The organism is Cryomorphaceae bacterium, from assembly GCA_007695365.1.
Taxonomy (GTDB): Bacteria; Bacteroidota; Bacteroidia; order Flavobacteriales_D; family SKUL01; genus SKUL01.
This window is the reverse complement of record REDV01000054.1, coordinates 1-20988: the sequence shown is the minus strand read 5'-3', so window position 1 is coordinate 20988 and position 20988 is coordinate 1. Positions and strand designations below refer to the sequence as shown.

The 20988-nt window shown below is 51.0% G+C and carries 19 protein-coding genes; 14 read left to right on the top strand and 5 right to left on the bottom strand.

Going from position 1 to position 20988, the window contains the following annotated elements:
- Positions 1–72: 72 nt before the first annotated feature.
- The 11 genes from EA392_03060 to asnB all read left to right on the top strand — a co-directional run bounded on the left by EA392_03060 (position 73) and on the right by asnB (position 10442).
- Positions 73–774: a superoxide dismutase gene (locus EA392_03060; protein TVR40832.1), complete on the top strand. Its 702-nt coding sequence runs from the start codon at positions 73–75 to the stop codon at positions 772–774.
- Positions 775–917: 143 nt separating this feature from the next.
- Positions 918–1889: a hypothetical protein gene (locus EA392_03055; protein TVR40831.1), complete on the top strand. Its 972-nt coding sequence runs from the start codon at positions 918–920 to the stop codon at positions 1887–1889.
- Positions 1890–1891: 2 nt separating this feature from the next.
- Positions 1892–2467, top strand: coding sequence for a septum formation protein Maf (gene maf / locus EA392_03050; GenBank protein ID TVR40830.1), 576 nt, complete (start codon positions 1892–1894; stop codon positions 2465–2467).
- Between the two features lie 42 nt (positions 2468–2509).
- On the top strand, positions 2510–3331 hold the full coding sequence (locus EA392_03045) for a hypothetical protein (protein TVR40829.1): 822 nt from the start codon (positions 2510–2512) through the stop codon (positions 3329–3331).
- Positions 3331–4053 carry a bacillithiol biosynthesis deacetylase BshB1 gene (gene bshB1, locus EA392_03040; GenBank protein ID TVR40828.1) on the top strand — a complete coding sequence of 241 codons (723 nt, stop codon included), beginning with the start codon at positions 3331–3333 and terminating at the stop codon, positions 4051–4053. The genes EA392_03045 and bshB1 overlap by 1 nt, the downstream gene beginning before the upstream one ends.
- A gap of 81 nt (positions 4054–4134) precedes the next feature.
- A complete protein-coding gene (locus EA392_03035; protein ID TVR40827.1) occupies positions 4135–4848 on the top strand; it encodes a hypothetical protein in 714 nt (237 codons plus the stop codon).
- On the top strand, positions 4848–6017 hold the full coding sequence (locus EA392_03030) for a glycosyltransferase (GenBank protein ID TVR40826.1): 1170 nt from the start codon (positions 4848–4850) through the stop codon (positions 6015–6017). Before EA392_03035 ends, EA392_03030 begins: the two co-directional genes overlap by 1 nt.
- Entirely contained in the window at positions 5914–6828 is a 915-nt protein-coding gene (locus EA392_03025; protein TVR40825.1) for a glycosyltransferase, read from the top strand. The genes EA392_03030 and EA392_03025 overlap by 104 nt, the downstream gene beginning before the upstream one ends.
- Before the next feature lie 25 nt (positions 6829–6853).
- Positions 6854–7387 (top strand): acyltransferase, encoded by a 534-nt coding sequence (locus EA392_03020; protein TVR40824.1) that lies wholly within the window; start codon positions 6854–6856, stop codon positions 7385–7387.
- Complete coding sequence (locus EA392_03015) at positions 7384–8526, top strand: glycosyltransferase family 4 protein (GenBank protein TVR40823.1); 1143 nt, start codon at positions 7384–7386, stop codon at positions 8524–8526. The genes EA392_03020 and EA392_03015 overlap by 4 nt, the downstream gene beginning before the upstream one ends.
- Positions 8514–10442, top strand: a complete 1929-nt coding sequence (gene asnB / locus EA392_03010) for an asparagine synthase (glutamine-hydrolyzing) (GenBank protein TVR40822.1) — start codon at positions 8514–8516, stop codon at positions 10440–10442. The genes EA392_03015 and asnB overlap by 13 nt, the downstream gene beginning before the upstream one ends.
- Positions 10443–10492: 50 nt before the next feature.
- On the opposite strand, the gene EA392_03005 is transcribed toward asnB, so the two are convergent.
- Positions 10493–11116 (bottom strand): hypothetical protein, encoded by a 624-nt coding sequence (locus EA392_03005; GenBank protein TVR40821.1) that lies wholly within the window; start codon positions 11114–11116, stop codon positions 10493–10495.
- Positions 11117–11440: 324 nt separating this feature from the next.
- Between EA392_03005 and EA392_03000 the strand changes: the two genes are divergently transcribed.
- Entirely contained in the window at positions 11441–14260 is a 2820-nt protein-coding gene (locus EA392_03000; protein ID TVR40820.1) for a carbamoyl-phosphate synthase large subunit, read from the top strand.
- Positions 14261–14437: 177 nt separating this feature from the next.
- On the opposite strand, the gene EA392_02995 is transcribed toward EA392_03000, so the two are convergent.
- Positions 14438–14680, bottom strand: a complete 243-nt coding sequence (locus EA392_02995) for a hypothetical protein (GenBank protein TVR40819.1) — start codon at positions 14678–14680, stop codon at positions 14438–14440.
- Here EA392_02995 and EA392_02990 point away from each other — a divergent pair.
- Positions 14671–17397 (top strand): hypothetical protein, encoded by a 2727-nt coding sequence (locus tag EA392_02990; GenBank protein TVR40818.1) that lies wholly within the window; start codon positions 14671–14673, stop codon positions 17395–17397. The genes EA392_02995 and EA392_02990 overlap by 10 nt on opposite strands.
- On the top strand, positions 17394–18689 hold the full coding sequence (locus EA392_02985; protein ID TVR40817.1) for a hypothetical protein: 1296 nt from the start codon (positions 17394–17396) through the stop codon (positions 18687–18689). The genes EA392_02990 and EA392_02985 overlap by 4 nt, the downstream gene beginning before the upstream one ends.
- Here the strand turns inward: EA392_02985 and EA392_02980 are convergent.
- The 3 genes from EA392_02980 to EA392_02970 all read right to left on the bottom strand — a co-directional run.
- A complete protein-coding gene (locus EA392_02980; protein ID TVR40816.1) occupies positions 18686–19564 on the bottom strand; it encodes a class I SAM-dependent methyltransferase in 879 nt (292 codons plus the stop codon). The two genes, EA392_02985 and EA392_02980, sit on opposite strands and share 4 nt — an antisense overlap.
- A 57-nt stretch (positions 19565–19621) precedes the next feature.
- On the bottom strand, positions 19622–20818 hold the full coding sequence (locus EA392_02975; GenBank protein ID TVR40815.1) for a glycosyltransferase: 1197 nt from the start codon (positions 20816–20818) through the stop codon (positions 19622–19624).
- Positions 20815–20988, bottom strand: a 174-nt coding sequence (locus EA392_02970) for a methicillin resistance protein (GenBank protein ID TVR40814.1), incomplete at its 5' end; no start/stop codon positions are given. The genes EA392_02975 and EA392_02970, both read right to left, overlap by 4 nt.

The following is a 20988-nucleotide window of genomic DNA, read 5'->3' as shown; positions in this document are numbered from 1 at the left end:
GTTGTTACAATTCTCATTAGTTTTGTGAACAACAACGACCTTTCACTTGTAAACCTTGATAAAACCAAAAACATGAAACTTCAACACATCATTATGGGCTGTTTTATCGGCCTTGTTCTTGCTGGCTGTGAAACAGTAGCTCAACAACCCACCGGCGCACCTTTTGAGCAAAGCGACCTTCCTTACGCTTTCAATGCACTGGAGCCTCATATCGACGCGCAAACCATGGAGATTCACTATACCCGTCATCACATGGGCTATATCAACAATCTCAACAAGGCGCTGCGGGAGGCAGGTGATACACTCACACCTCTCAATGACATACTTGCAAAAGTTTCTACCTACTCAACAGCCGTTCGAAACAATGGCGGCGGCCATTACAATCACGATTTGTTTTGGTCTGTTCTTTCGCCTGATGCCTCCGATCCATCTGAGGAGCTTCTGGCTGCCATCAATGAGCAATTGGGCGGTATGGACCAAATGAAAAGCGCCTTGTCAAAAGCCGGTGCCACGCGTTTTGGTTCAGGATGGGCCTGGCTCATTGTGAATGCTGAAGGCAAGCTGGCCATCACCTCTACACCCAACCAGGACAATCCACTGATGGATGTAGCCGAAGAACGCGGAACACCGATTTTTGGCATTGATGTATGGGAGCACGCCTATTACCTTAAGTACCAGAACAAGCGCGGAGATTACCTCGACGCCATCTGGAATGTGGTAAACTGGGAAGAAGTAAGTCGCCGCTACGCAGAAGCCACGGCAACTACTTCATAGAAATCAGTTCAATCTGGAAATTTAAAGAGCAATTTTGAACGAAGTTGCTCTTTTTTTATGCGCTGCACGGCTTTAAAAGCGTATTTCAGAGAAATCTGACCGACGCATTTTTACCTTAATTTAGCGCCCCTAACACCACCAATATGTGGCACTTTATTAAGCTCCTGCGTCCGCTCAACCTGCTCATCCTGGTGGCCACCATGTATTTCATGCGTGTATTTGTGCTGGCACCTATGCTGAAACCCAATGAAATGGCAGTGCAAATGACTGAACCAGACTTTGCGCTGCTGGTGCTTTCCATCTTGCTGATTGCAGCCGGGGGCAACATCATCAACGATTATTTCGACGTGCGGGCCGACCGCATCAACAAACCCGGGCGCGTGCTGGTGGGCCGGTACGTCAAACGCCGTGTGGCGATGGCAACACATGTGGTTTTCAACGTTGTGGGAATTCTGTTGGGTGGTTACCTGGCGTGGAAAGTCGGCATCTGGCAATTGGTCATTATTCATCTTTTTGCTTCGGGTTCGTTGTGGTTCTATTCGGTGATTTTTAAACGCGAATTTCTGATTGGAAACATCATCATTGCTTTGCTTGCTGCCCTTATTCCGCTCACGGTGGGGGTGTTTGAAATTCCGCTTATAATGGAAATGTACGGACACGATGTGGCAGCTTATTTCCAAACCCATTATCCCGAGCAAGACCCTACATCGTTTTTCAAGCTGCTTTTTTATTTCATCCTCGGTTTCGCGGGATTTGCTTTCCTGCTCACATTGATTCGCGAAATACAAAAAGATCTGGCCGATGTTCGCGGCGACAGCCAGGTGGGCTGCCGAACCCTGCCCATTGTGCTGGGTGTACGTCGAACCCAGCTTATCGTGCTGGTTTTGCTAGGGGCGGCTGTGGTAGTGGTGATGATGGTGGCCTTTTACCTGCTTGCGGATCAAAAATCCATTTTATACGCAGCCATTGCAGTGGGTATTCCGCTGGCCGTTTCGCAGTGGCTTACACTTCGCGCGCAAGACCGGCAAGGCTTTGTAAAAGCCTTTACATGGACCAAAATTGCCATGGCCACGGGATTGTGTTATGCGCTGGTGTTTAATTTTTGGGTGGTGTAGTGATGATACATCAGCTCCCGTACCATTTTGTCCTCGCTTCCAAATCCCCGCGTCGCCATGAACTCCTGCGCGGTCTGGGGCTGGAGTTCGAAATCCGCACGCGCGATACGGATGAATCGTTCAGCTCCGAACTGGTCAACGAAGAAATTGCCCTTTTTCTCGCGGAGGTAAAGGCGCATGCCATGCGCGATACACTGAAAAGTGATGAACTCATAATTACGGCTGATACCATTGTCTGCCTGGGTGATAAAGTGCTGAACAAACCTTCGGATGCAGAAGAAGCCCACGGCATGCTTCGTACTTTGTCGGGAAAAATGCACAAAGTATTTACCGGCGTATGCCTGATGACGGCTCAGAAGCAACAACTCTTTTACGACGAAACCCGGGTTTTTTTCCGGCATCTGAAAGACGATGAGATTTCCTACTATGTGGAAAACTACCGGCCTTACGACAAAGCGGGAAGCTATGGCGCGCAGGAATGGATGGGTTACGTGGGTGTTGAGCGCATTGAAGGTTCGTACTTCAACGTAATGGGATTGCCTGTTCATAAATTGTACGCCCAACTAATGGCCTTTTGAGCCCCCGAAGCCCTACCTTTACCGTCAAATCTCAAGAAAATCATGAAGCGCTTACTTGTTTTTACCCTCTCGTTGGGCTGCTTGCTTTCGGCTACTGCCCAGGTTGAATTTTACGGAACCGACATCCCTGCCAAACTTGCCAAAACCACGCTTGCAGCAGTCATGAGTGGATCCGAAGCCTATCAGGTGCAGCTCAAGCAGGCGGTTGAGCAGAACTGGAAGCTCTCCAACTTTGAGTTTATTGACGAGGCAGGTTTTGAATCACTGAAGGGAAATCCTGATTACAGCTTTCTCTACCTCGCCGAGGGTGAGGTGAATGGCCGACAGGTTGATATGCTTACCCTCGCCATCGGTAGCAAAAACAAGAAAGAGCAACCACAAGCATTGAAGCAGTTGATTGTTGACAAAAAGAAAATCAGTCGCGATGGGGCGCCCATGGTACATCTCTACGTCAAGAACATCCATTCCTATGTGAAGGCCGTTGAGGCAGGTGAAGCCAAAGACCGCACTTTTGCACAACGCATCATCAGCTCCAAAACCTATCGCCTCAAAGAGGAATTGCCGCTGATGGCCCTCGAAACAGATTTTGACGCCACCATGACCCCCGAAAAACGAAACGAGATTTACCGCGGCGAAATCAAAATGGTATCACAAGATGCCATCAATGACGCGGTTCTGGAAGAGAAAGATGTTGCCGTTGCAGATGTAGTGCTCAGCGGTGAGCGCCGTGAGATGTATTGCTACAAATCCATCTTCGACGCTGCCACGGGTGCCTTGCTTTACTACCAGGAAACCGAGGCCCTGCACGGCAAAAAGCAGGGGTTTATTGAGAACGATTTAAGTTCCATCTCCAAAGCGCGCTGATGCCTGGTCAACTGGATGTACTGGCTTTTGGTGCACATCCCGATGATGTAGAGCTCGCTGCGGGCGGCACCATTGCGCTGCTTGTTTCCCAGGGTAAAAAGGTGGGCATTGCAGACCTCACCCGCGGGCAACTGGGCAGCCGGGGTACCATTGCCGATCGCGAGGAGGAAGCCGCAGCATCTTCATCTATTCTCGGATTGGCCATGCGCGAAAATCTCGGAATGCAGGACGGTTTCTTTGAGAACGACGCACAGCACCGCGAGGCCGTGATTAAAATCATTCGGCGATACCGACCCAACATTGTGCTCGCCAATGCACCCGAAGACCGTCACCCCGACCACGGCCGTGCAGCCAAACTTGTTGCCGATGCGGCCTACTTTGCCGGGCTTCGAAAAATCAAAACAGTTTGGAGCGGAGCAGAGCAAGAACATTTTCGTCCAAGGGTAGTCTATCACTACATTCAGGATCGCTACCTGCGCCCCGATTTTATAGTGGATATCACCCCGCATTTTTCGCGAAAAATGGAAGCCATTCGAGCCTTTAAAAGTCAATTTTACAGTCCGGAAAGTACCGAACCCAACACACCCATCTCTTCGCGGGAGTTCATGGAATTTCTCGAAGGGCGGGCCCGCGAGCTGGGCCGAAACATCGGAGTAGAGTTTGGCGAGGGATTCATCGGGCAGCGCACACCGGGGGTTTCCGATCTGACCGCGCTTGTATAAGCATACTGCCAGGTTCTGAATGCGTGCAGACTTCATTTTTCTGATTCACGTCGTTCCACCGAAAAACCCCATTTTTGAGAGGTGAAAAGCACCTGTCTCATTATTACCGCAACCGTCAATCCCCGCGGACCCCATGTGGCCGAGCAGGATGCCAGGGTGAGACTCGCAGCTTATGAAAAGGCACTTTTTCACTACGTTTCACTTCCTGTGGACATCATCTTTGCCGAAAACAGTGGTTTTGAACCCGCCGATTCTGAGATGATGCATGCGTGGCAAAAAACCGGAAGGGTCAGGTTTTTGTCCGTGGAGCCCTCTCTCCACCCGGAGCGTGGAAAGGGGTACCAGGAGTTTGAAATGCTTGATGAGGTGGTGGAGTCTATATCAGGAAACTACGAGAGTTTTGCCAAAGTAACCGGTCGCTACGTGGTGCGCAATGCGGAGGTTTTGATGCAGAGCGTTCCTGCGGGAATACGTGTTGACCGTCACCGCAAAATGAAGGTTGCCATTACCGGTTTTTTTCACTGCCGAACCGATTTCTACCGGCAACATCTCCTCGGTTGCTACCGCGAGGCACACGACGATGAGGGCGTTTTTATCGAGCATGTGCTGTACCACAAACTGGCCGGATTACCGGATTTTCAGGTTGAGCTCTTTGGTCAGAATCCGGATTACCGCGGTGTATCAGGTTCGCACGGCAACAGCATGCAACGGCATCCGCTCAAAATGGTGTTGCGGAATGCAGAGCGTAAATTGCTCAAATGGACGGGTAAACAAGAATTCATGGTGGAATACTGATGGCGAAAACTTTCGTAACGCTTTTTCCGCCTGCCGGCAATACCCATCTCACCAAAGATGTGGGGCAAATTCCAGCTGCCATGCACCGCTTTCACGGGTACCATTCACAACTGGTAGCTTACAATAACGACCATGATTATCCCGCCCTCGATACCGAAGCCAAAGGTTTGGAACTCGTCTTCCTCAACAAAGCGGGCAAGCGTTATTTCCTGGAAAACGCGGTGATTCATTACCTCGAAAAACACGCTGCGGAGATTGACGTTCTCAATCTCTACCATCTCGACCGCGACACCATGTACTACGGCAACCTCTACAAAAAACTCAACCCCAAAGGTTTTTTGTACTGCAAGCTCGATTTGTACAACGAGTTTCTTGTTGCTGGGCGTAAACAGCACTCCATCAATGTTTTCAAGAATGCCGTATTGCGATGGTGGGAAAAGAAGTTTATCCGGAACACCGATTTGTTCTCGGTCGAAAACCGGCAAGGGCTGGAGTTGATGAAACGTCGCTATCCTGCCTGTAAGAACAAAATTATCTACCTGCCCAATGGCGTAAACAGTGCCTTCATTGAAGGACTGTTCAGCACGCCGGCGGAAAAAGAGCCGCTCATCCTCATCATGTCAAGAATAGGGGAGGGCATTAAAAACCATGAAGTGTTGCTGCGCGTGATTCCGCGCTTGCGTCTCGGAAACTGGAAAATTGCTTTTGTGGGCCCTGTAGTGCAGCGTTTTGCGCCTAAAGTGGCAGCGTTTTTTCAGGAGTTTCCGCATTTGCGCCATTCGGTTGAGTTTGTAGGGCCGGTTACCGATCGGAAAGAGGTGTACGAATGGTACCGAAAGTCGCGTGTTACTTGTTTAACCTCCCGGCATGAATCCTTTGGGATTGCGCTGGTAGAAGGTCTTTATTTCGGCAACTACCTCCTTGGCACCGATGGCATGAGCAGTTTCAACGAAATCAGCAACCAGAGCAGATTTGGTAAAGCCCTGCCTGTAAACAACGACGATGCGTTGCTGGCTGCGCTTCAGGCCATTATTGATCGCCCGGAAGAAGTGGACCTGCTGAGAGATGAAGCCATGGCCTATGCCCGCCGCCATTTCACCTGGCCCGTTCTTGTGCAGCAATTGGAGGAAGCCATTCAGAAACAAAAGCTTCAGGGTGATGCACATTGAGAACTCCATTGTAACGGTGTGCTTCAATGCCTTGGATACGCTGAAGATGTGCGTAGAAAGTGTTGCTTCACAAGCAGACGAGGCCACCGAGCACATTGTGGTTGACGGGGCATCTACCGACGGCACCGCCCAATGGCTGGCTACGCTCCACTTGCCTCACCTGCGATTTGTAAGTGAGCCCGATACGGGCATCTACAACGCAATGAACAAGGGCTGGGGCATGGCTCGCGGAACGTGGATTTCCTTCCTCAATGCCGACGACGTGTACCTGCCAAACACCTTGCAAAACGTGCGCGCGGCTGCCCATGAGGAGGTAGATGTGATTTACGGCAATCTTCGCAAGGAGCGACTGCTGAATGACCGCTGGTTTCACCGCATCGAAAAGCCGAATCATGAAAAAATGTTGCAAACCATGGGCGTATTTCACCCCGCAACGTTTTGGCGACGAAACCTTTCCGATACCCTGGGTATGTACGACGAGCGTTACCGTTTCAGCGCAGATTACGACCTCTTGCTGCGAATGTTTCTTGCAAATTGCCGTTTTCAGCATGTGGATGAAGTACTGGCCATTTTTAGGGTGGGAGGTGCTTCTACCCTCAATTGCACCTCTTACGAAGAAGGCGTTGACATCATGCGCCGGCATCAAACCGGATATGCCGATGAATTGGTGAAGGAGTGGCAGCTTTGCAAACGAAAAGTGAGTAAGCTCAAGGCAATCCTTACCTTAGCCCGACTCACCGGCACCATGCCGCTCATTGAAAAACGAATGCAACGAAACTGGACCCCCAACCATGGAGACTTTGGCGCGTAATGCTTTGGCTCTGTTTCGAGGAAGTTTGTTCGGGCTCTACCTGCGCATGCACGGTTGCCAGGTGGGTAAAAAGCTGCGTTGCCTCGGTTGGCCGGTGATGCGTTGCGTTCCAAAAGGAAACATCCGCATTGGTCACCACGTGAGTCTTGGCAAAGGAGTGGTGCTTGAAATTACCGAAACCGGCAGTTTGCAACTGGATGACCATGCGCTGATTGGCGACTATTGCACACTCAGCTCGGCGCATTCCATCTCCATGCACAAGTGGTCGGGTATTGCGGAGCGGGTCAGTATTCGTGACAATTTTCACGGAATGCATGCAGATGAGCTATACCGCCTGCAAGCTTCATCGGGTTCGCCTGTGGTGCTTGAGGAGGATACCGGAGTAGGAGCGGGGGCAGTATTGCTTCAGGGGGCGAGGCTTCCCAAAGGCGCGTTTGTGGGGGCCAACGCTGTGATTACCGTCCACACGCCGCTTGAGCCCTATGGAATCTATGCCGGAAATCCGGCCAAATTGGTGAAAAGCAGAATGGAAACGCAACCGCAAAGCAGGATATTTTGAGTGAAAACAGCCACATAAAACTGCTCGTTATTCCGGAACTGTTTCCCTTGAACGACAATGACCACGCGGGACTTTACATGCCTGATTACATCAAAGCCGTACAATTGTTTTGCGATGTGAGCGTGTTTTATCCGAGGCTGGTGGGGCAAACAGACGCTGAGCTTATTCGCGACCCCCGAGGATTTAGCATTCGCTACTTTGCCCTCTTGCGCGACCAGCCGCGTTTTCTGAAGCGTTTATTCTATGTGCAGTGGTTCTCGCGGGCGCTGAAAGTGGCCAAAAAGATGGGGCCTTTTGACTTGATTCATGCGCATGGTCCGCTTTTACACGGAAATCTTGCGGTGCAGTTGGGTAAGCACTGGAACATTCCCGTGGTGCTTTCGGTGCACACCGGTCCTTTCAGCAGTATTGCAAATAACCCCTTTTACGCCCGTATGGCAAAGCGATCTATTGAAAGAGCAGACCTCACCCTGGCGGTAAGCGCAGATCTGCAAAATGACATCCTGCATTCCGGATTTACCCCCAAACGCATAGAGGTTTCAGGAAACCCGGTGAATGATGAATTGTTCAAGCCTGCGAAGAACAAGACCATGTCCAAAAAAATGCTCTTTGTGAGCAGACTGGATGAGAACAAAGGAGGTCTGCGCACGCTCAAGGCGTTCCATAAAGCCTCAGTTTCGCTCGAGGGTTGGCAGCTTTTGGTGGTCGGAAAAGGTCGCGAGATGGCTGCCATGGAACGGTACATTTCACAACATGGCCTGGAGAAAAAGGTGAGAATGCTCGGTAAAATGGGACGCGAAAAACTGGCTCAAACCATGGCTACTTCCGACTTTTTGGTATTTCCATCAGAGCACGAAACATTCGGACTCGTTCCCCATGAAGCCCTGTGTGCAGGCATTCCTGTTATCACTTCCAACACCACCGCCCTCAAAGAATGGGTGCCTGCAAAGGCAGGGTTGCAGGTGGATCCTCTTGATGTGGAAGCCATTGCTGCTGCTATGTTGAAAATGGCGGATTCCCTTGACCAATATCGCCCTGAAGAACTCAGGGCAACAACCGTTTCGCGCTTTGGGAATGAGGCTTTTGGAATGAAAATGAAAGGTTTGTATCAATCACTGCTCAGCCCATGTGTGGTATAGCTGGAATTGTTGCACCGCAAGGAGTGCGCAGTGAACTGGTTGTTGCCATGGCCAATGCCATTCGTCACCGAGGCCCTGATGACGAGGGTTATACCCTGCTAACAGCGGATAACCAATTGGTTGGGTGCAAAGGGGGCGATACCCACCAAGCGCTTTCGGGTCTTCCGGCCATTGAAGAAATGGAAAGCACCCGTTGTGTCCTTGCTCACCGGCGATTGTCTATTCTTGATTTGAGCGTAGCCGGCCATCAACCCTTGCTATCTGCGGATGGCAAACACGCGCTGGTGTACAATGGTGAGATCTACAACTATGAGGTGCTCCGAGGTCTGCTCCAGGAAAAAGGCCATCACTTTACTTCAAAGTGCGATACCGAAGTGGTGCTTCATGCACTGACGGAGTGGGGTGAGGATGCTGTGATTCGTTTCAGAGGGATGTGGGCCTTTGCCTGGCTCAATCTGGAAAACCAAACCTTGCTGCTTTCGCGCGATCGCTTTGGAATCAAGCCGCTGTACTATACAGACTACGGCGGAAAATTCTCGTTTGCCAGCGAAATCAAGGCCTTACTCGCAGCGGGGTTGCTACCGCGGGTTATCAAGCGCAACAGATTGTTCGAATATCTTGCTCTCGGGGCAATGTACGAACCCTATGAAGAGCCCTATGCGTCCCTGAAAGCTGTTGCACCCGGAACCCATGTAAAGGTTGGGCTGGCAGATCTTCAAACAGTTATTGAACCGTATTACAACCTGGAACATGAAGTGGAGCTCTGTGCGCGCAATCCGGGCACGGCCGCTGATTTTGGTGCATGGCTCGAAGAAAGTGTTCGTTTGCACATGGGCGCCGACGTAGAGGTGGGGACTTGCCTGAGTGGAGGGCTCGATTCTTCGGCTATTGTTGCTGCCTCCGCAAAAATTCCTGAGTTGAATTCCATGCGGGCGTTTACGGCGGTTTTTCCGGGCTATACCGAAGATGAAGGCCGCTATGCGCGAATGGTATGCGATTCCTTTCCCGTGGTTCAGTCCGTAGAGGTGTTACCCACGGCCGAAGGATTGCTTGCCGACCTCGACCAAATGATTTACCACCAGGATTTACCCATCGGCTCTACCTCGGTTTTTGCGCAATGGGAGGTCATGAAGCAAGCCGGAAAATCGGGGGTTAAGGTGTTGCTGGATGGTCAGGGTGCCGACGAAGTGCTGGGCGGTTACCTGCAATTTGCCGGTTTGCGGTTGCTCGGTTTGCTCAAGCGCGGCCGCTTCAAAACCTTTCGCCGTGAATACGCATGGCTTCGAAACAGACTCACTCCCAAAATGCTGAAAACCATTGGGCGCGCGGCGTACTATCACCTGCCTGAAAACATGCAGCGTCGCATCCGCCGCCAACAACGCGTAGGCAGTCACCTCATTGCCCCCGCGTGGCGCAAGCAGTGGAACATGGCTGAGCCCGATCGCGGTGGGCGGGATTTTACAGCCCATTCGCTGCGCAGCATGCGCTACGGTTTGTACGAGTTGCTGCGCTACGAAGACCGCAACTCCATGGCTTTTGGCATTGAAAGCAGGGTGCCGTTTCTGGATCATCACCTCGTGGCCCGAAGTATTGCCCTCCCGGAAGAGGAAAAGATGTTTGAAGGTTGGACCAAGTACCCCGTGCGCCATTACCTGAACGGAAAGGTACCCGATGCTGTGACCTGGCGTACCGACAAGAAAGGCTTCGTAACCCCGCAGATGCAGTGGAAAGAACTGCTCGCTCCCCATATTCAGGGCTATTTAGGTCAGTGTGATTTTCCTGCGGAGCTCAACGCCGATTACTTTCGTCAGTTGGCTGCACGCCCTGTTCAGTCGCCCGCGCACCTGAGTGAATTTTGGCGCGCCTACTCGGTGTTGAGGTGGATGGAGGCGAATGATTTGGCAGTTGGGGATTAGTGGTTTTCGGAAGGTGATTTCAAATCCGAATCTTCATTTTGCGATTCAGTTTATTTACCGAACAATCCTCCAAACCTTAGGTGGACGGCCAGCATCGAAAACTCGTAATGGGAATTCTGCGTTCTACCAATATAAGAGTGGTGTGTGAGAAAAGGAGCGGTATAGTGCATACCCATGGTGCAACCGGCTTTTTCACCAAGTCGCACCCTAAACTCAAAACCGAAAAGCATGTTATGGGCTGCCAGGTAAAAATTGGGGATATGTGTATCTGGCCTACCGCCACCAAAGACGTAGCTACCACGGTCAAATAGATTCACCTCCGGCGAATACCCCAAAAGTAAGTACGCCTGCCATTGATTAGAAGGGTCTCGAGGAAGCCGAAATGTCAGGGCAAGTGGAAGTTCCAGTACATTTCGCTGTAGGCTGCATGGATGTGAGGCAATTATTATAAAGCCACAAGACCCGGAAAGGTAAGTTGCAGTGTATCTGAACGCAGGGCTGAACATCAGTCCGAAATAGTCTGATAACTGGTGCTGAACAAACAGGCCTCCGGCAGCGCTCCACGTTCCTGCAAAGTCAGGAGGTATGGCAGGGTTGACGCCGGCATTGGCGTGAATGCCTGTGTACCATTCGCCTTTTTGCGCATGCGCGGCTATCGTAAAAAACAATCCCATGAGGCTAACAAGTACCACAAAGGTTTTTGTATTCATGTGATTTCTGCCACGGTAGTGTTTCATGGTTGAGAGGAGATGTAGTCGGTAATTGGCAGGTCAAGTTACTAAAAATACGGCGGGTATGCGTTTTTTGCTCATTTCTGCGGGAGGTTTCTCAACAAGGTGTTAAAAACTCAACGCAAAAACTTCTGCAAAAAGACCGTCAACTCCCGTGTGTAACTTAACTTTGCAGCCCGATGGAAATCGGACAAAACAACCGCTGTACTCAGCTTCCTACTTCGGATTTCCTTTCCCTTTTTTACGTACCAAACCCCACCCCGAATTATGCCTAAAGACGCTGGTATTAAGCACGTATTGATCATTGGTAGCGGTCCGATTGTAATCGGTCAGGCTTGTGAATTTGACTACTCCGGATCCCAGGCTTCGCGCTCACTGCGAGAGGAAGGTATCAAGGTAACGCTGATTAACTCCAATCCGGCTACCATCATGACCGATCCACTTACAGCAGACAATGTGTACCTGGAACCGCTGGAGCCCGCGTCCATTGCAAAAATTCTCACCAACCATCCTGATATTGATGCTGTATTGCCCACCATGGGGGGGCAAACCGCATTGAATCTGTGCATTAAGTGTCAGGAACTCGGGCTTTGGGAAGATCATAACGTGCGGATGATTGGCGTGAACATCGATGCCATTGAAATTACCGAAAACCGCGAGGCATTCAGAAAGTTGATGGAATCTATCGGTGTTGGGATGGCTCCTCAGGCCACCGCCAAGTCTTTTCTTGAAGGCAAGGAAGTGGCGCAGAAATTTGGCTTTCCGCTTTGTATCAGGGCTTCCTATACATTGGGTGGTGCAGGAGCCTCGGTGGTGCACAAACAGGAAGATTTTGACAAACTGCTCGATCGTGGCTTGCATCTTTCGCCCATCCACGAGGTGATGATTGACAAGGCCCTGCTGGGATGGAAAGAGTTTGAGCTGGAATTGCTGCGCGATAGTAACGATAATGTGATCATTATCTGCTCCATCGAAAACTTCGACCCGATGGGTGTGCATACAGGCGATTCCATCACGGTTGCCCCCGCCATGACACTGAGTGATGCCACCTACCAGCGCATGCGCAACATGGCCATCAAAATGATGCGCGCCATTGGGGATTTTGCCGGTGGGTGTAACGTTCAGTTTGCAGTGAGCCCGGACGAGAAAGAAGAAATTATTGCGGTGGAAATCAACCCGCGCGTATCGCGGTCATCCGCCCTGGCCTCCAAAGCCACCGGGTATCCAATTGCCAAGATTGCCGCCAAGCTGGCCATCGGGTACCACCTGGATGAATTGAAGAATCAGATCACCAAAACCACCTCGGCCTACTTTGAGCCCACACTGGACTACGTAATTGTGAAAATCCCGCGCTGGAACTTCAACAAGTTTGCAGGTGCCAACCGCGAACTGGGCCTTCAGATGAAATCGGTAGGAGAAGCCATGGGTATCGGCAGAACTTTTCAGGAGGCACTTCAAAAGGCTTGTCAGTCGCTGGAAATCAACCGCAACGGACTCGGGGCAGACGGACGTGAACTCACCAACCAGGACGCCATACTCGAGAGCCTGAGTCATCCGAGCTGGAACAGACTGTTTCATATTTACGATGCCATTAAGCTGGGCATCCCCTTCAAGACCATTTTTGAGAAAACCAAAATAGACCCATGGTTTTTGCGTCAGATTGAAGAATTGATTCAACTTGAGAGGAAAATAGGGAGCTATACACTTGAAAACATTCCGCGCGAAGTGCTCTTCGAAGCCAAGCAAAAAGGCTACGCCGACCGTCAGATAGCCCACCTGCTCCGTTGCCTGGAGAGTGAGGTGTTTAAAAAACGCAATGATATGAAGGTGCGCCGGGTGTACAAATTGGTAGATACCTGCGCCGCAGAATTTGAGGCACAAACACCCTATTACTACTCTACATTCGACGAAGAGAATGAATCGGTGGTTACCGATCGCAAAAAAGTGGTGGTACTCGGTTCAGGCCCCAACCGAATCGGGCAAGGTATTGAATTTGACTACTGTTGCGTACACGGTGTGCTTGCTGCCCGTGAGTGCGGTTATGAAACCATCATGATAAATTGTAATCCCGAAACGGTTTCTACGGATTTTGATACCTCAGACAAACTCTACTTTGAACCGGTTTTCTGGGAGCATATCTACGATATCATTCTGCACGAAAAACCCGTGGGGGTGATTGTGCAGTTGGGCGGTCAAACCGCGCTGAAGCTCGCCGAAAAGCTTCACCGCTACGGAGTGCCGATTATCGGAACCAGCTTTGAGGCGCTTGATTTGGCCGAAGACCGTGGTAGTTTTTCGAATGTGTTGAAAAACAATAACATTCCGTATCCGAAGTTCGGCGTGGTAGAAAGTGCCGAACAGGCGGTTGAGCTGAGCCGCGACCTGGGATTTCCTTTGCTGGTGCGTCCATCGTACGTGCTAGGAGGCCAGAAAATGAAAATCGTCATCAACGAAGAAGAGCTGGAGCATCACGTGGTGGATATTTTGCGCGATATGCCCGACAACAAAATTCTTCTGGATCATTTTATAGAAGGAGCGATTGAAGCCGAAGCGGATGCTATTTGTGATGGGGAGGATGTGTACATCATTGGCGTGATGCAGCACATTGAGCCGGCAGGTATTCATTCCGGCGATTCGTATGCTGTGTTGCCGCCCTACAATCTCGGCGACCTGGTAATGCAGCAAATTGAAGATCATACACGCAAAATTGCCCTTGCGCTCAACACAGTGGGGCTTATCAATATACAATTCGCCATCAAGGATGAGATTGTGTACATCATTGAGGCCAATCCGCGTGCATCGCGCACAGTTCCGTTTATTGCCAAGGCCTACAAAGAGCCCTACGTGAATTACGCAACCAAGGTGATGCTGGGCGAGAAGAAATTAAAAGACTTTGATTTCAGTCCGCAACGCAGTGGTTACGCCATTAAAATTCCGGTGTTCTCCTACGAAAAATTCCCCGAGGTGAACAAGGAGCTGGGCCCTGAAATGAAATCTACCGGTGAAGCCATTCAGTTTGTTGATTCGCTGAGAGACCCGTTTTTCCTCAAGATCTTTTCTGAGCGAAACCTGTACCTCAGTCGCTAAGAAGAACTTTACGGCCCATTCATAGCTCGTTTGCAGATTGAAAGGAGCTGAACGCACCCCGGCTTCCAACCGGGTTCGAGGCGAAAAACCTTGCCCCAAAGCATGGTGCTTTAAGGCCATGTTCAAATGGTCACTTGCTGTTAAAACCCTTACCTTTGGCGCAAAAGCACCACATTGTTACGCGTAATAGCCATTGCCATACTGGTTTTTCTTGTTCTCAGGTTCTTGCTGAGGTTGTTCATGCCATCGCCACGTTCCGGAGGTAAGCAACATGCTCGTCACAGCGGGCAAACTACTGAAAAACACAGGGAGGGCGACGTCATTATTGAGTACAAAAAACCACCGCGTCGCAAGCCCAAACCCGACGCCGACGATGTGGATTACGAAATCATAGAATAAACCAACACTCCATGAACCCATTGATTCAAAAGTGGTTGCCCCACGTTGCAGCGCTCCTTGTATTTTTACTGGTAGGATTGACTTATTTCTCGCCTGTACTGGAGGGGAAACGCTTAAAACAGGGTGACCTCAGGAATTTTCTGGGGATGGCCAAAGAGATTCGCGATCATCGGGCGGTGTTTGAAGAAGAACCTCTTTGGACCAACAGCATGTTTGGCGGTATGCCTGCCTACCAGATTGCCGTGCAATATCCCGGTGCCGTGTTGAAGGTGGTTGACAAGGCCTTTCAGCTTTTTACCCCGCGCCCATTGAGTTATGTGCTGCTGTACATGATTGGTTTTTACATCCTGATGATGGCTTTTCGCGTCAACCCGTGGCTGGCCATTGCGGGCTCCATTGCCTTTGCATTCTCGTCGTACTACTTCATCATTATTGAAGCGGGGCACAACACCAAGGCGCACGCCATTGCATACATGGCGCCAACACTTGCGGGTATAGTGCTAGCCTACCGCGGAAAGTATCTTTTAGGAGGTGCGCTCACGGCGCTGTTTGTGGCGCTTCAGATTCAGGCCAACCACGTTCAGATTACCTATTACTTTGGTATTCTGGCCATTTTTTATGCCCTGACCGAGGGAGTACGGGCATTTAAAAACAAGGATGTGGCGGGGTGGCTGAAACCCTCGGCTTTGCTGGTAGTAGCGGCCCTGCTGGGTGTGATGTGCAACTTCGCAAGTCTCTACAACACCTGGGAGTACGGAAAGCATACCACCAGGGGCCCTTCTGAACTCACCATTCTGCCCGGAGGCGAAAGCAATGAAGAAATTGTAACCCGCGGTCTTGATAGAGATTACGTAACACAGTGGAGTTACGGTTTGGGCGAAACATGGTCGTTGTTGATACCCAACGCAAAAGGCGGTGCAACCGGTGCCATTGGCGAAGGAAGCTCACACCTGAAAAAAGCGAGCCCTCAGTTCAGAAGCAATATCGCCGGAAGCAATCAGTACTGGGGCAATCAGCCCTTTACTTCAGGCCCCGTGTACTTTGGAGCCATTGTAATATACCTGTTTATACTGGGAGTGGTAATGTTAAAAGGACCACTGCGTTGGGGCATTCTGGCTACCGTAGTGCTTACCGTGATGCTTGCCTGGGGTAAGAACTTTATGGCGCTCACTGATTTCTTTCTCGACTTTGTGCCGGGTTACGATAAGTTCAGGGCGGTAACCATAATCCTCTCCGTAACAGGATTGGCTGTTCCGCTGCTGGGTGTTCTGGTGGTAAACCGCTGGTTGAAACACCCCGAAGAGCTGGAGGCCGCAAAGAAACCCTTCCTCATTACTTCAGGCGCTTTGCTGGGTCTGATGCTGCTGATGGTTTTAACGCCGGGCACCTTCTTTTCGTTTTTAAGCGATTTGGAAGTGGACCAGTTTGGGCGGCAGATGCAGCAATCCGGCGGGCAGTCGGCCATGATTGGCCAGTTTATGGATGAGCTTGAGAAAGTGCGAATGGGCATTTTCCGCGCTGACGCCATGCGAAGCTTTGCCTTTGTGCTGGGTGCAGCGGCCATGCTCTTTTTGTACATGCGCAAAACCCTACAGCCTGCGGCATTGATTGCCGCGCTTGGCGTGCTCGTGCTGGTTGATATGTGGTCGGTGAACAAGCGTTACCTGAACAACGAAAAAGACCGTGGTCGGTACACCCAATGGGAAGACCCCTGGGAGAATCTCTTTCCGCATCAGGCAACCGCTGCCGATCTTTCTGTGCTCAATGCCGAAGTTTCCAATCGGCCGGGATTGTTGCGCATGGCGGGTGATTCGTACGCTGAGCGCCGTTCCTTTGACGAAATGGTACAGGTGCATGAAGGTATTGTGCAGAAAACCAAAGAAGAGGCCGGAATTCGCAAACGTGCCTTGAGCGAGGACGAGAAGAATATCGCCAAACTCTCGGCGCTCAATTTTATGAGCAACTTCCGGGTGCTCAATATCAACAACCCTTTTAACGATGGTGTTACACCGTATTTTCACAAGTCGGTGGGTGGCTATCACGGTGCCAAATTGCAGCGTATTCAAGAGCTGATTGACTTTTACCTGCGCGATGAAGTGGCGGGCATTACGCGGGTGATGCAGGATGAACCCACGCAGTCCAAACTTGATTTTGCCCTGTTGCGCTCTCCCATTCTCAACATGCTTAACACGCGATATGTGATTTACAACCCCGGCGCATCACCCATTCGCAATCGCTCTGCCCTGGGCGCTGCGTGGATTGTTCAGGGTGTTGAGGTAGTACCCAATGCCAACGAGGAAATGCTTGCCCTACAGGATTTAGATCCCGAGGATTCTGCTGTAATGGATGCGCGTTTTGAATCCTACCTGGGCGAAACCCGACGCTTTGCCTACGACAGCCTTGCCTCGGTGAGTATTACCAGCTACAAGCCCAACGAACTGAGCTACGACTTCAGTTCCGGGCAGGAGCAGTTTGTGGTGTTTTCGGAGATTTACTACGATGCGGGGTGGCAGGCCTACCTTAATGACGAGCCTGTAGATCACGTTCGTGTGAACTATTTGCTGCGCGGCATGAAAGTGCCTGCGGGCGAGCACACCATTGTATTCAGGTTTGAGCCGGCGGCGTTCCATACCACTGCGCGCATTGCCATGATCAGTTCGTGGCTGATGTTGCTGCTGGTAGCGGGAGGACTTGCTCTTGTTTTCAGGGGCCGGCAATCACAGAAGTCCGAGGCATGACCCGCGTGCTGTTGATCACCTACTACTGGCCTCCTTCGGGCGGTGGCGGGGTTCAGCGTTGGTTAAAGATGACGCGTTTTTTGCGTGAGTATGGCATTGAAGCTGTAGTTTGCGTTCCCGAAAATCCCGATTACCCCGTGCTGGATGAAAGCCTCATGGCAGAAGTTCCTGATGGTGTTGAAGTCATCAGGGTGCCTGTTTTTGAGCCCTTCAGGGCGGTGCGAACGCTGCTCGGAAAGCGAAACAAAAAAGAGCTCTCCGTGGGCTTTATTGAAGGTGAAAAACCGGGCAAGCTCACGCGGTTGCTGGGATATATTCGCGGCAACTACATCATTCCCGACGCGCGCAGATTCTGGGTAAAACCACTCGTGAAAAATCTTTCGCGCTATCTTCAGAAACATCCTGCCGATGTATTGATAACCACGGGTCCGCCGCACAGCGTGCACCTTGCGGGTGCTGCACTGAAACAAAAGACTGGAATTCTCTGGGTAGCTGACTTCCGGGATTTTTGGAAAGACATGGACCACATAGAGCACTTTCAAATGGGAGAGCGGGCCCTTAAAAAGCACGCGGCATTGGAGCTCAAGGTGCTCCGCGAGGCTGATCGGGTAGTTGCAGTAACACCCACAATGGCCCAGCGATATAGTACCCTGGCCGGTCGGAAAGTTGATGTGATTACCAATGGGTTTGACGAGCGGGATTTTGAGAATCCTGTGCACCCGAAAGACGACGAAATAGTAATCGGGCATTTTGGTACCCTGGGCGCAGACCGTTTCACGCCTGCGCTTTGGGACGAGCTGGCTGTGCTGGTTGACGAACATCCTACCCTTCGCCGAAAGCTGCGCATCGCTCTTTACGGGCCAACCGATGCAAGCACGCTTCGTTATATCCGCCAGTCTTCGCTTTCTGCACATCTCGATGATCGTCCATACGTTTCGCATGCCGAGGCAGTGGAAAGTATGCGCACGTCGCGATTACTGTTGCTGGTACTGAATGAGAACAACAGCGAGATGGGCCGATTACCGGGTAAAATTTTTGAGTACCTGGCCAGTGGGGTACCCGTGCTTGGCCTTGGCTCTGTGGAAAGTGATGCAGGCCGTTTGTTGCGTGAAACGGGTTGCGGACAAATGTGCGACAGAAAGAATAGGGAGGGAATCCGGGCCTACCTCAGAACAATACTGTTGGGTGAAAGTAGTCATCAAATGAATCGTGAGGTGATTGGAGAATATACCCGGCGGGCTTTGGCCGAGCGGTATGCTTCCTTGCTGAAAGAGTTGGCTGCCGTTTCTTAGAGCGGCATATTGAATTGTGACTTGCCGGGCTGGGACTCACCCATGACCAATATCCCCATTTTGCCCAAATCAACCGATGCTGCTACCTGCTGATGTGTACGCAGGTTCTGCCATGCACTTTTCATGCCCGGAGACCAGGCAATATCGTCTATCACAACTACCGCATCGGGACTGAGGTAGGGAAGAGATTGCTCAAAATAGCGAAGGACAGCATCACGGTCGTGGTGTCCGTCATTGAAAAAGAAATCAATGGGTTTGGATGCCTCGAGCACATTGCCAAGCGTGCTGTGAAACGGGCCTGCCACCACTTTCGCATTCGTGAGCGCAAGTGTACCGAACGTTTCGCTGGCTATCCGTGCAATTTCTGGTGAGCCCTCCAATGTAGTGAGCGACCCTTTTCCATTGCTTTGCATGGCCGAAGCGATGTAAGAACCTGAAATTCCTACGCAACTACCTAGTTCTACCGCACTTTCAGGTTTACAGCTCAAAACAACATGATGTAGAATCGCAGCCCAACGCTCGGGTTTGCTGGCTTTACAGATATTGCTGATGGCGGCTCTCTTATGCACACCTTGTTTCATTTGTTCCTCGGTGCGCTGCTCGTTGCTGCTACCTGCCCCGTAATCAATCACATCTATGGTTTCGTGGGTTTGAAGTAAAGCTCGCCGGCGTGCTTCTATCGGGGCCAATTGAGCCCTTGTGGTTTTGACCGTGTCTCCGTAAAGTCCCTCATAGAGGCCTTGTCCTATTTTCGCTAAAACCGGGTTGTTGCTGTTGCGCAGTTCTTTTACCACGGGCCTGGATCGCATTGCCCGGTAGCCCGAAAGGATGGTGTATGCAGTTTCTTTGAGCACTGTGTAGCTGATTTTGGGCAAGTTAAACAAAAATGATTGAACTGGCTACTTCGCCTTCGATCAGCACTTCTGATAAGACTACAGCGAGTAGTAGCCGCTCACCAGCTCTTTTCCCGTAGAAACCAGGTTGTACTTTGACACAACAGCCCCGTTGCCTGAGGCTCCCCATTTCTGTTTAGCATCGGATGCATGCAAAAGCACTTCAATCGCACGAGCCAAATCGCTGGCATCTCCTGACTTAAATACCACCCCGCAACTACTTTCTCTCACAATCTCCGCCTGAGCTACAGAATCCGATGCAATGACCGGCAACCCCATCAGCATGTATTGAAACACCTTATTTGCTACCCCGATGTCGTGCTGAGCGCCGCTGAAAATGGGAGAGAGACCAGCTGTACAGGCCGCGGCGTAGGTGGGGAATTCTGAAATATCAATCCACGGTTTATGAAGCAAAAAGTCATTGATTTCCGGGTCTTGAATGCGTCGTTCAAAGGTTTCGCGCTCGGCATTGTTGACGTTTCCGGCCAATAGCAGGCGCACATCATGGCCTTTGGCGCGGAGCAATTTTAACGCATCCAACGCTGTGTACACACCTCGTCTCTCGGCTATCACTCCAAAGTAGAACAACCACTTGCTTTCGGGATGAGGAAGCGGGTTGGCACCAACAGGATAGCTCAATAGCTGTTCGTGATCAGGCACGTTTGGGTAAATCACAAAGTGCTCCCGATTTAGTTGCGGGTATTTATTGCAAAGCAGTTTTCGGTGGTGCTCGCTCAAAACCACGATGCGCTTTGCTTTGGCAAGGATGGAGGCCTCAAGTTGTTGCCACCGATGTGGACGTGCCACCCATTTTCCCGGGAATCCATGTGTCCATTGATAATTGAGAACCGCTGCCGGGTAGTTTTCGTGCAGGTCAATCACCAGGGGGAGATTGAATTTCGCTGCCAGTTCGGCACCAGCTTCACCCATGTAAAGGTCGTGGGCATGAATGGCTTCAATATTAAACTCGCGGATAAACGCAGCTCCGTGCTTTTTCCAGAATGCGTTGAAAAGCGGCAGCCAATGGTAGAGGGCAAACATGTAATTCTTCCACTTTTCAGGGACGGGTACGCGCCGGATTCGCACACCTTCAAGGTCTTCAATGGGAGAATGCTGTCCGTAATTCAGGGCAAGTACAAAAACTTCGAAGCCATTTTGTTGAAGCAGTCGTGCCTGGTTTACCACGCGATTGTCGCCGGTAAAGGGGTTGTCGAGAAGCATTCCGATGCGCTTCAAGGCTTGATGTTTTGGTAAAGTCCGTACATCTTTCCTGCCTTTCGCACCTGGAAGTAGGTGAATATTTCACCACCAAATCCACTGAAAAAGTGCGCAATGCCGGGGTGCATGCTGCCTTCAAAATCGAATTCCTTTTCCATTTGCCCGGCCAATTGAATGCCCTCCCAGAG